General features: G+C 55.8%; 8 protein-coding genes. 1 reads left to right on the top strand and 7 read right to left on the bottom strand.

The genetic code is table 11. The features are described 5' to 3' along the window. Window positions 1–152: 152 nt before the first annotated feature. Window positions 153–1,340 (top strand): amino acid aminotransferase, encoded by a 1,188-nt coding sequence (locus EA20_RS0115160; protein WP_024967635.1) that lies wholly within the window; start codon window positions 153–155, stop codon window positions 1,338–1,340. Between the two features lie 256 nt (window positions 1,341–1,596). On the opposite strand, the gene EA20_RS0115150 is transcribed toward EA20_RS0115160, so the two are convergent. From EA20_RS0115150 to cmoM, 7 genes are all read right to left on the bottom strand, one after another. Further along, a complete protein-coding gene (locus EA20_RS0115150; protein WP_024967634.1) occupies window positions 1,597–2,226 on the bottom strand; it encodes an MBL fold metallo-hydrolase in 630 nt (209 codons plus the stop codon). A gap of 42 nt (window positions 2,227–2,268) precedes the next feature. Next, window positions 2,269–2,820: a YcbK family protein gene (locus tag EA20_RS0115145; protein ID WP_024967633.1), complete on the bottom strand. Its 552-nt coding sequence runs from the start codon at window positions 2,818–2,820 to the stop codon at window positions 2,269–2,271. A 185-nt stretch (window positions 2,821–3,005) separates the two neighbouring features. Further along, window positions 3,006–4,820: a L,D-transpeptidase gene (ldtD, locus tag EA20_RS0115140; protein WP_024967632.1), complete on the bottom strand. Its 1,815-nt coding sequence runs from the start codon at window positions 4,818–4,820 to the stop codon at window positions 3,006–3,008. A 166-nt stretch (window positions 4,821–4,986) separates the two neighbouring features. Continuing rightward, the gene (gene mukB, locus EA20_RS0115135; RefSeq protein WP_024967631.1) at window positions 4,987–9,450 is read right to left on the bottom strand and encodes a chromosome partition protein MukB; all 4,464 of its coding nucleotides are present in this window, start codon (window positions 9,448–9,450) and stop codon (window positions 4,987–4,989) included. Next, entirely contained in the window at window positions 9,447–10,175 is a 729-nt protein-coding gene (mukE, locus tag EA20_RS0115130; RefSeq protein WP_024967630.1) for a chromosome partition protein MukE, read from the bottom strand. The genes mukB and mukE overlap by 4 nt, the downstream gene beginning before the upstream one ends. Further along, window positions 10,156–11,478, bottom strand: a complete 1,323-nt coding sequence (mukF, locus tag EA20_RS0115125) for a chromosome partition protein MukF (RefSeq protein WP_024967629.1) — start codon at window positions 11,476–11,478, stop codon at window positions 10,156–10,158. Before mukF ends, mukE begins: the two co-directional genes overlap by 20 nt. Beyond that, window positions 11,471–12,259, bottom strand: a complete 789-nt coding sequence (gene cmoM / locus EA20_RS0115120) for a tRNA uridine 5-oxyacetic acid(34) methyltransferase CmoM (protein WP_024967628.1) — start codon at window positions 12,257–12,259, stop codon at window positions 11,471–11,473. Before cmoM ends, mukF begins: the two co-directional genes overlap by 8 nt. Between the last annotated feature and the right edge of the window lie 13 nt (window positions 12,260–12,272).

Raw genomic sequence — 12,272 nt, 5'->3', positions numbered from 1 at the left:
CCCGTTTTTGCTTTCTGATTTTCCCTTCCTCCACTTTGTTGATCTTCCCCCTGCTTTCCCTTATTTTTTAACGCAAACGGTTGGCAATTTGTGCGCCGTGACGGTAACCTGAGACTTCACTTCGTTTCAGATTACGCTAACGGACTTCGACTATGTTTGAACGCATTGCAGCGGCACCTGCCGACCCTATTCTTGGTTTAGCCGATCTTTTCCGCGCTGATGACCGTCCTCATAAAATCAATCTCGGCATTGGCGTCTATAAAGATGAAACCGGCCAGACGCCGGTGCTGACCAGCGTGAAGAAAGCTGAGCAGTACCTGCTGGAAAATGAAACGACCAAGAATTACCTGAGCATTGATGGACTGGCGGATTTTGGCAAATGTACCCAGGCGCTGCTTTTTGGCAAGGATAATGCGATCAACGGGACGCGGGCGCGTACGGCCCAGACGCCAGGCGGTACGGGCGCGCTGCGCGTCGCTGCCGATTTTATTGCCACCCAGACCGGTGCCAAACGCGTTTGGGTAAGTAATCCAAGCTGGCCAAACCATAAAAATGTATTTGAGTCTGCTGGTCTGGAAGTGTGTGAATACCACTATTATGATGCCGCCAGCCATTCACTGGATTTTGACGGCATGGTGAAATCGCTGGAGAAAGCGCAGGCTGGCGATATCGTGTTGTTTCACGGTTGCTGCCATAACCCTACCGGCGTTGATCCTTCCGCAGAGCAGTGGGCTGAGCTTGCCAGACTATCACTGGCTGGTGGCTGGCTGCCGCTGTTCGACTTCGCCTATCAGGGCTTTGCGCGTGGACTGGAAGAGGATGCGGAAGGCCTGCGCATTTTTGCCGCCGGGCATCAGGAACTGCTGGTTGCCAGCTCCTATTCGAAGAATTTTGGCCTCTACAATGAACGCGTTGGGGCGCTGACCCTGGTCGCCGCTGACGCCACCATCGCCGATACGGCGTTCAGTCAGATTAAGTACACCATCCGCGCCAACTACTCCAACCCACCAGCGCATGGCGCCGCCGTGGTGGCCACTATTCTGGGCAACAGGGCACTGCGTGGTATCTGGGAGCAGGAGCTGGCCGATATGCGCCAGCGCATACAGCGTATGCGTCAGCTGTTTGTTAACACGCTGCAGGAGAAAGGCGCGAAAGGCGATTTCAGCTTTATCATCAATCAGAACGGGATGTTCTCGTTCAGCGGACTGACAAAAGATCAGGTTGTGCGCCTGCGCGAAGAGTTCGGCGTCTATGCCGTCAATTCGGGCCGCGTAAACGTCGCGGGCATGACGCCGGATAATATGGCACCGCTGTGCGAAGCTATCGTTGCCGTCCTGTAACGACCATTAAAAAAGCCTGCAGTTGCAGGCTTTAAAGTGTTCGACAACCATTCTTCAACTCAGGAAACAGGTCAGCGTGTAAAGACGCTATAAGTTACGTCCTGATTGCCCGGCCCGCGCCTTTTCTGGCGCGGCATGTTTTCCGTTCCTGTTTCCATCGCGTTACGTTTACCACGCCTGCATCCTCAGGCCTTCTTTCACCATTCCATTTTTAACAGCATGGCGACGTACGAAATGATCATCCAGCGTCTTTAAATCACTGCAGGAAAGGATTAGAGATACGTTCCCGGCCCAGCGTGGAGCCTGGTCCATGACCCGGCAGGAAGGTGACATCATCGCCCAGCGGCAGCAGCTTATGCTTGATGGCGTGGATCAGATCGCTGTGGCTACCCATTGGAAAGTCCGTACGCCCCACGCCGCCGTTAAAAATCACATCGCCGGAGATCAGTAACCGGTCGGCGCGATTGAAGAAGACGATATGTCCAGGGGTATGGCCGGGGCAGAGCAGGATCTCAAAAGTGATATTGCCGAGCTGAACGGTCTCTCCCTCTTCCAGCCAGCGATCCGGCGTAAGCGGGGCGCATTCAGCCAGTCCAAACATCTGGCTCTGGTCGGGTAAGCCATCAAGCCAGAAAGCGTCAGCCTTGTGCGGTCCGATAACGGGTACCGCATAGAATGCTGCCAGTTCAGCCGCCGCACCCACGTGATCAAGGTGGCCATGCGTCAGCAGGATCTGCGTTATCGTTACGGCTTTTTCAGCCACCTGCGCTTTAATCTTTTCCGCATCGCCACCGGGATCCACAATCGCGGCCTGGCGGGTTTCCGGGCACCAGATCAGTGAACAATTCTGGGCGAACGCCGTCACCGGTATAATTTGATAGTCCATAACGCTCCGTTACCGGCTTAGCCTGCGCCCGCCGGGATTTCACTATGCCCAGCTGCGTACCGGGCCGGTATCTATGTGCACAAAATTGCTGCGGGGATAGTATCCCACGCCGCCCGCCCGTAATGAAAGCGCGGCCTTGCGTACATGGCTTAAAGCGATACCTTCAATGTGGAAATCCATTGCCTGCCCGAGGGTGTGGTAGCTATGTTTAGCCACCCCACGGCTGCGGGAACGAAGCGCATTATTGGTGGCAAGGCAGCGATAGCCCGAAATAAGCTGAACTGGCTTACGCGTCCCTAACAGCGCCTGAAGAAGAGAAAGTTGATCGAACAGGTGAGGATCGATTTGGGTAATTTTGTTTGCCCGGTAATCACGGAAAAAATGATTCAGTCGCGACAGTTCGGCTTTGTCATAGCGCTTTCCGTCGAAAAACTCGGTTTTGAGTTTTTCACCCGTATGCAGGTTATTAAGCGTTAATATCCTGGGCTGAGAGGTTGAGCGTGAAGCAAACGCCTGCCCCGGCAGGAGCGCAAGACCGAGAGCCGCGCCGCCAAAGGTAAGCAGCTTACGGCGATGAGAGTCGAAATTATCCATTAATCTATGTTACCTGACAAAAAGTGCATAAATGGTACAAAAAAAATACTGTTGCGAACCATAACCAGGGAAATATGCGGAGTCAACCCATCAAAAAGCGGCAGCGAGTGGAAAACGTCGCCTGTCCGGTTTGAAGCGTTAACCGGGCAGGCGTGAGCGGTGGGGAAAGGCAGAATAATCAACCGTTAGAGCAGTAATTTACCGGCGTCAGTCAGCACCTGTGCACCAGAACGGGCGGTTATATCGTAATTGTAAATATCTGTACGAAATTGTGGCTGCCCGTCATCCGCTACCCAGGCAGTGAGGTAGTAGAGGTTCACAGGAATGCGCTGGCGGACCGGCACATAACGCGTATTACCCTCCTTCAGGGTGCCGGAGATCCGGGTGTCGTTCCAGCCGGCATCCTGCAACAACAGATTCGCCAGATCGGAGGCTTTGTTAACGCGAACGCAGCCCGAGCTGAGCGCACGAATATCCTTCTGGAACAGATTATGATTAGGCGTATCGTGCAGATAGATAGCATCTGAACTCGGCATATTAAATTTATAGCGGCCAAGCGAGTTACCCACACCCGGCGCCTGCCTGACGCGATACGGGAAAGAGGCGGCGGAAACCATACTCCAGTCAATCATACTGGGGTCAATTACCTCGGCATCGTTACTCCAGCCAGATAACAGGGTGTAGTTATGCTTATAGAGATAGCCAGGATCCTGCTTCACCTTAGGCACAATGTCTTTGCGCACCAGATTAGTCGGCACATTCCATGGCGGATTCAAAACAACATTACTGAGGGCGCTGCGCATCAGCGGTGTTTTCCGATCGGGTCGTCCTACAATGACGCGGGAAGAGAGCATCTGATTACCGTTAAGGTAATACACCAGTGAGTAGTTAGGAATATTGACCATAATACCGTTGTGCATATCGTCCGGTAACAGCCGCAGCCGCTGAATGTTCAACGCCAGCAGAGCGGCACGCAGCTGAGGCGAAACGTTCAGCCACTCCCGGGTACGCGGTCCGATCGCGCCATCTGTTTCAAGCCCCTGCCAGTGCTGGAAACGCTTCACGGCCGCAACCAGGTCGGCAGAATAGATATGGGTCGGATTAGCTGGCTCAGAAGTAACCTGCACGTTGCCAGCAATTTCTGGCGTACTGGCCGCTACGTTGTCAGGCAGCGACGTCGCTGACGGGCTGATAACGACGGCATCATTGTCGCTGTTGGCGATCGGCACACTGTTACCGGCTGACACAACCCGATCGGTTGCGGGCGATGAACTCGCCTGGGTCAGCATCCCGGTTCGCTGAAGAATTTCCCTGAGGGCAGGAACATCATCGCTCAGCTGGCCCGGACGCAGCGTCTGTTTGTCGGTCAACTGTGGCCAGGGCTGAGTGTCAGATAATAAGCCCTTGAGCGCGTCGTGCATCAGGCTGTACTGAGGATGACGTGGCGCCAGCGAGGCAACAAAGGTTGTTACCGCTCCCTGCTGAAGCGCGGTCTGCCACTGATTGATGACCGATACGGCAGGCACTTCCAGCTTATAAGGAACGTTGCTGTAGAGCCAGGTCTCCCCTTTTAGCGGAACGGATGAGACAAACTGCAGATAGCCGAGCATGGCATCAGACAGGACAACATCACGCGCCAGGCCAGATATGGCCGGATCGGTAAGCATTCTGACCCACTGGGTAAACTGCGGCTGCACACCCGAAATAGCCACTTCCGCCAGCTGTTGCTGAAACTGCTGGACTGCTGTCCTGTCCTGCCACATAGGCTGCATATTACGCGCCGCGTAGAGCGACGCTAACGACGTGAGATAAAAAGGCTGGTAACCGTCTGGAAAAGCAGAAAGAAGCTGTGTCCTGACCTCCCGAATATCAGCCTTCACCGTCACCGGTGCTGAAACAGGAGGAATGCCCGCCACAGCCGGCGTGATCTGTGCGATCGCCAGGGCCAGTAGGCAGCCTGGGAAAGTTAATCTTGCGAATACCGAATTTGTCAGCAACATCCCTTGCCTCCTGTAATTGACTGAACAGACGAAGCCATCTGCTGGCGGTCATTATTATAAGTATAGAAAAGAAAACGGCACTAGCTGTAAAGCAGCCAGTGCCGTTGCGTAGAGTAATCCTCGGCTGGTTATTTTTCCATATCCGTCTGCGGAAAATTTCTTCAGATCAGGAGGAAACCTGCTGTGTATCTTCCTCTGCCACCACGTTTGCCGCAACCGGATCGGCACCAAAGCCTCTCAGACCGACAACGTGCACATGCTCAACGTTATTTACGACCTTTCGGACCAGCTTGTAGGTTGTCCCTTTTTCCGGGCTGATGTTTTCCGGTGCCGCGATAATCAACTGCATCTCCAGACGATCGCAGAGTTCAAACAGCGTGGCGATTGACTTGGCATCGAGTCGTGCCGCTTCGTCGAGGAACAGCAGGCGGCAAGGAGAGATATCCTTTCCGCGCAGCCGCCGCGATTCCTCTTCCCAGCTCTGCACAACCATCACCAGGATGGACATCCCGGTTCCTATCGCCTCACCGGTAGAAAGCGCGCCGCTTTCAGCACGCAGCCAGCCGTCCGAGCCGCGGTTTACTTCCACTTCCATCTCAAGATAGTTGCGGTAGTCCAGCAGCTCCTCACCGATGGTTTGCGGCGTACGCTGGCCCATGTCGATTTGCGGATTCAGGCGCTGATATAATTTCGCCAGCGCTTCGGAGAAGGTCAGCCGGTTGCTGTTAAACAGATCCTGATGCTGCTCATGCTGCTCGGAGAGCACATCAAGCAGCGTGGCATGAGACTCGCGCACGTTTACGTTCAGTCGTACGCTTTTCACCTGGCCGAAACTGACCGCCTGCAACCCCTGGTTCAGCTGGCGGATACGGTTCTGCTCGCGCTGGATCGTCTTACGTATGATGTTCGCCACGCTACGGGTACTTATCGCCAGCATCTGTTCGCGGGCGGTAAGTTCTTCGGTCAGGCGACCCAGTTCAATTTCCATCTGTTCGATAGCTTCTACCGGATCGTCGGTACGGATAATATCCTGACGGATACGTTCACGCAGATGCTGATAGACGGCAATAAAGAACTGGATTTTACGTTCAGGCCGCTTCGGATCCTCGGATAATCGCAGCACGTCGCGAAGATGTTCATTATCAGCGACAGCCAGGCGCAGCGCGCCCAGCGCCTTATCCGACATTGAGCGCAGCTCGTCGCCGCTGAGATAGGCGAGCTCCCGGCGGTGCAGTCTGCGCTCCACGCCGTTATCTTTCACCAGACGAAGCACGGTTACCCAGCCCGCCTTGGCATAAACAACCTGCTCACGGCTCTGGCGATAATCGCGCTCAACACGCTTCAGTTTTTTCTGTAGCGCATCCATCTCGGCCTCGCAGAATGTCAGCTGTTTTTCCAGCTGATTGCGGCGGGCGCGATTATTGCTCAGCGCGGAATAGAGTTCGTCACGACGCAGCCGGGCGCGCTCTTCCGCGCTGGCATCGGCCTGTACGCCGATATCCTGCATCTCCTGCTGAAGCTCTTTCAGCATGTCACGTTTGGCATCCCACGAACTTTTCAGCGAGGCGAGAACCTGAGCATACTGGGTGAGCTGGGCCTGGTGAGTGCGCAGCCGCTCGCGGGCACGGGCGCGTTCAGCCCCGGCCTGCTCCAGGCGCTGGCGCAGTTTTTCATTCAGATCGCTGTTGCCATCCAGCATGCCCACGGCGTCCACATAGCCGAAATGGGCGCGGCGCTGGACGACTTCAGTGATGGCAAAAGCCTGCTGGCGCGCATCGCGCTGCACCTGACGGGCCTGCTCATAATCGAGTTTCAGCTGCTCATGCTGTTCCGGATCGCTCTGCAGAACGGCAATGATCGGCTCCAGCCGGGCCAGCTGCTGACCATGCTGCTGCAGGAAACGGGCGGCCTCCTGCGCTTCGTCCAGCTTTTCGAGCAGTTCGTCATAACGATCCTGCAGGGTTTCATCCAGCAGCAGGCTGACGCGGGGCATTAACCTGTTGAGGTGGGATACGCCCTCTTTCGCCTGATCGAACTGCTGACGCTGCTGCTGATTTTCACTGTCATGCGCGCTGAGTGCCCGCTCCAGCTCTGTACGACGGCCATTAAGCTGGCGAATCTCCGCTTCCGGATCTGACTCAAAGGCCACGCCCAGATGCGTACCGATAAAGCGGCTGAAAGCCTGATGCAGACGCTGCGTTTTCTGTACATCAAAGGAGAGCGTGGCATAGCGCTCGGCCAGCGTTTCCCGTTCGGCATGTAGCTTTTCAAGCTGGCTTTCACGCGCCGCGCGGCCAAACAGAGGCACTTTCGGGAAGCGGGAATAGCGCCACTGGCGATCGCCGGATTTGACGACCACCGCTTTCTGCAGCTCTTCAACGTTAAATACGCTGTCGTCGAACGATTGCGGATCCCCTTCGATCAGGTAGAGATCTTCAGGGCACTCTTCGAGTCCATCAAGCTGCTCGCGTACCAGCGAAAGATCGGGTACGACGATAGCATGACGCGACGGGCCATAGAGCGCCGAGAAATAAGGTGCATCTTCCAGGCTGACGTCGTCATAAATTTCAGAGAGCAGGACGCCGCCGAAACGCTCCGCCAGCGTATTCAGCCGGGCATCACCCGCGCCACCCGGCTGGCTGAGACGTTCAATTTGCCTCTCCACGCTGCGCTTGCGGGAGGCGACCTCATCACGCTCGACGGTGGTTTCACGCTCGCGCTCCAGCAGCAGCTGCATATACTCGGTCACCTGCTGACTGTTTTCCAGCGGCTGCCCGGTCTGCTCGCTCAGCTGGCTGAGGATCTCCTGCGCCGCCAGCCAGTGCGGTGCCTGACGGGTCAGGAGCGCGATGCGCTCGCGTGTCTGTTCCAGTTCCTGGCGAAGCGTCATGCGACGCTCGCCGGCGTCGGCAACGCTTTCTGAAAGCTGTTCGATTCGCGCTTCCAGTTCGATCTGGAGCGCTTCCAGTTCCTGAGGATCGTATTGCTGTCCCTGACGCTTGCAGAACTCATTCAGCAGACGCTCAGCATCCTGCTGCTCCCTGAGCCGCTGCTCCATTTCGGCGAGGCGTGAGCGCAGTGACTGAAGCTGTTCAGCGTGGTAGCGCTGGTTAGCTGCATCGCGCAGCAGTTCCCGCCCGGTCTGGTAAGCTTCGCTGCGGCTGACCGGCCCGGCGATGCGGGTGACCAGCTCAAACGCCTGTTCGAACTGGCTGTGCGCTGCCTCTGCCACGCTCATTTTCTGTTCAAGCATCAGCAGGCGTTCGGTCGCCTCCTGCTCCTTCGCCTGGAAAGTTTCCTGCCAGACTTCAGCATTGTCGGTGTCCAGATCGGGGATCTGACAGATCGCCTGGGCTCGTTGCAGCGCCTGAAGGGCCTGCTGATACTGGATAGCGCGCGTCTGCTGCACGTCCAGCGCCTGCTGATAGTCCGCCAGCTGGCTCTTCAGCTCGTCCACTTCCAGCTCGGCAGCCTCGGCGCGGGCTTCATTTTCTTCATGAACCTCACGCGCTTCCGCCACAACCTCACTCTGTTCTTCCAGCCGGTAGGTCAGCTCCTCGATATCACCCTCATAACGCGCGATCTTTTCCTGCTGACGCATGGCCGTCTGAACCAGATTCAGATGGTCACTGGCGCTCTGATAATCCGTTTCAAGATCGCTTTCCGCACCGCTGTGCTCCGCTAATTCCCGCGCCATCTCAACGTGACGGTACTGTTCAACCGCCAGCTGTTTGCGGCTTTCAAAGAGCTCGCTGCGATGCGCCATGGCACCATCAAGATGAATGCGCCGCTCATTCGCATGGCGCATATAATCCGCGGCAACGTAGCTTGTGGCCTCAGAGATCAGATGCTTGAAAAGGTCGCGATCGGACTGGGTCACGCGAATCGCTTCCAGCGTCATCCGGTTTTCGCGTAGCGCCGCTTCCATATCCTGGAAGGCTTTACGTACACCGCTGTTCTCCGGCAGCAGGTAGTCGCGCAGCGAACGGGTAATCGCGCTTGAAATCCCGCCGTAAAGCGACGCTTCGATCAGACGATAATATTTGCTGCGATCGGCCGCTGAACGCAACCGGCGCGCCACAATGCCCAGATCGAACATCAGAGAATGGTAATCGGTGATGGAGTTAAACTGCCTGAACTGGACGCTTTCCATCTCTTCGAACTTCTCTTTCAGTTCGCTGAGCGGCAGCACGCGCGCCTGGCGCGCATTGACCGTTTCGGTCAGGATCTCCGTCGGATTGATGCTGGATGGCAGCCCGTGAATGCTGAAAGGTTTGATATCCACCTTACGATCGCGACCGGCAACCTGCTGGAGACGAACGCCGACAATAACGCGCTGATGCAGCGAGTTAACCACATCCAGCGCCGCGTAGCAGACGCCGGGACGCAGTTTGCCGTGCAGACCTTTATCCCGCGAACCCGATGTCGCTCCCGCTTCCGTAGTATTACGAAAGTGCAGCAGCGTGAGATCGGGAATAAGCGCCGTCACAAAGGCCGCCATGGTGGTGGATTTGCCCGCGCCGTTTCCGCCGGAGAGCGTGGTCACCAGCTCATCCAGATCGAAGGTCCGGGCAAAAAAGCCGTTCCAGTTAATCAGCGTCAGCGAGCGAAATTTTCCGCGTTCAATCATGCCTGTTCATCCTCCGCGTTATCGGACGGGCCGCCCTGCGCCTCGCCCTCGTCATCGCTTTCATCATTCAGTGCCAGGCCATTTTCCAGCGACATCGCCTCGCCATCCCTGATCATTCTCAACTGTGCTTCACGCGGATCGTCGCCGCTGCGCACGTCGGCACCGAAGCGGAATACCGATTCGATGATGCGGAACTTGCTGTTGTCACTTCCCATAAACCACACCATGCCGAGGCGGCGCAGACGGTTCAGCGACGCGCGGATTTTTTCCTGCAGCTTCTGATGATCGAGATCGGAACCGGTTGAACGCTGATTAACCAGCTTCAGCAGTTTGGTTTCATCCGCCAGTGAGAGCAGCTCATCATAGAGCTCCTGCTGGGTGAAAATGCCTTCATTCGCCAGTCTTTCCGGGCTGAGATAGAGATAGCAGAGAATTTTCCCGACCATCATATCGAGCTCGGAGAGCACTGAACGCGGGATCAGGGTTGTGGATCGCGGTCGCAAATAGAAAAACCCTTCCGGCGCACGAATTAGCTCCACGTTATAACGCGCGTAAAATTCTTCCAGGAATTCCTGGTAATCCATCAGAAAAGCGTGGTTATCCAGCTCTTCAATGCCAACGTGGCGGCCGGCACGCAGCTGGCTGTCCAGCGCCGGAAAAAGCGGGTTCGCCAGCGCCTGTGCCAGCTTAACCGGCATCACTTGTTCAATATTTATCGATGACATGCGCCTGTACCTTGGCTCCGTAATCATTAATGGTCTGCCACTCTGCGGGCAGGCCGGAGAAATCTGCTTCAGCCACGCCTAACCGCACGGCCTGATCGACAACGATGCGTGCGACGTCAAAATGACGCGCCCGCGGATACTGCGCCAGATAGTCGCGCATGACTGCGCCAAGATTGAGCGGCTTCTGCTGCGCCTTATAGATTGCCAGCGCTTCTTCAATCATCGCGGCAAGCTGCTCGCGAATTTCGTTAAATTCTTCATATTCCAGTTCAGACGGCAGTTCGCCGGTGACCTCCTCGTTACGCAATGTCAGTTCTTCATCGCGCACGTCAAAAAGGCGATCGGCATTGGCGTGAGTCAGCGTCCAGGGATGATCAAAATAGCGCTGTACTGACTGGCGGAGGCGCTGGGCAAACACGCGATTTTTATCCATATCAATGGCGGTACGGATGAATTTATGTACGTGGCGATCGTAACCTATCCAGAGATCGATAGCCTGCTGGCCCCAGCTGATAATGCGGTCAAGCTTGTTTTGCAGGTCGAAAACCAGCTTATCGATAAAACCTAAATCGGGGCTGCTCATGGTGGCGTCCTGAATACGCAGCAGGTTAGCCTGAAGCTTATCGCCAGCCGCTTCCAGCGTATCCTGAAGTTCACGCAGCGTACCGGAGGTTTCACTGAGCAACAGTTCACAGCTTGAGATCGCGGCGCGCCAGTCTTTATTCAGCAGCTGAGCGATATCGTCTTTTACCGCCTGCTGCTGCTCGTCCATGGTGCGCTGGGTAATGTCGATGCTGTCAAAAATTTCCGCGACGGAATATTTAAGCGGTGCAAACACGTTGCGGTGCCAGTGAAACTCGTCGCCGTTTTCCACGGCAGCGTCGGCGGCACGTTTCAGCTCGCCAGCGACAATGGAAAGCTGCATGGAGAGCCGCAGCGTGGAGAATTCGCGCTGGCGGATATAGTAATCGGTGATACCGATCGCCAGCGGCGTCAGACGATAAATGGCGTTGCCTTCAGAAAACTCACTGGTAAAGCGGTTGATCAGGCGCTGGCGCACCATGTCATTGATGGCGTTATTGGCCCGGATCAGAACGGTTTCGCTGGTTTGCTCAAACCCTTCACTGACGTGACGGAAGGCGTCGATCAGTTCGCCTTCGCTCATTTCGCCATCCATGCGCTCCCCGTTTAGGGTGGCTATTGCCAGCAAGAACGCCAGACGTTCGGTGGGCAGCGAGATGGAAAAGTCATTTTTCCGTGCCCAGGCTACCAGTTCCGGTACGGTCTGGGAAAATTCACTCATGGTTCGTCCTGGTTATGGGCTTCCGCGCGGTTACGTGGATATATCGGCCCAAACTTAAAAATGGCTCCTGGCGACAGAAACGCTTTTCCAGCGCCAGAACTTCCTCAAATCGTTCAGTCTGCTTGTGCTTGTCACGCATATAATCGTGGAATACGCGGATGCCTGCTTTGCGCTCAATCGTGAAACCCGCCTCTTCAAGCCAGCGGTAAACCTGATCGGGTTCGCGGGGAAAATCTGGCGAAAGCGTTTTTCTTTTCCGCTTGCGCAGGTCTGCCTGCATATAGCCAAAATTCCCCAGCACCAGCGTCTGCATCATCAGACCATTGACGTTATAAAACATCAGGGAGAGTACGCCACCGGGCGCTACTGCATCATACAAGGCCGCCAGCGCGGCTTCGGGTTCGGCCACCCATTCAAGCACCGCGTGAAACAATACCAGATCGGCAGGCTTATCCAAATGTTGAGCGGCCGATTGCGCGCTAATTTGTTTGAATTGCATGTTTTCGCTCACCCCTTTTTCGGCGGCGTGCAGCCGGGCACGCTGGAGCATCGCTTCTGAGAGATCGCACAGCAAAACCTGATGCCCTTTTGCCGCAAGGCCACAGCTGGTCTGGCCTTCGCCACCGCCTGCATCCAGCACCTGTAACGGACGGTCTGGCAAAGTCGCCAGAATGTCATCCAGCTCCTGCCAGACGATAGCCTGCCGGATACGGCCTTTGGTTGTACCGTAGATATTTTTTGCAAACTTCTCTGCAATATCATCAAAGTTGCGATCCTGCATGATGCGGCTCCGG

This window comes from Pantoea sp. IMH, from assembly GCF_000599885.1.
Taxonomy (GTDB): Bacteria; Pseudomonadota; Gammaproteobacteria; order Enterobacterales; family Enterobacteriaceae; genus Erwinia.
Note: the sequence above shows the minus strand (reverse complement) of the source record. Positions and strands in the feature narration are given on the sequence as shown.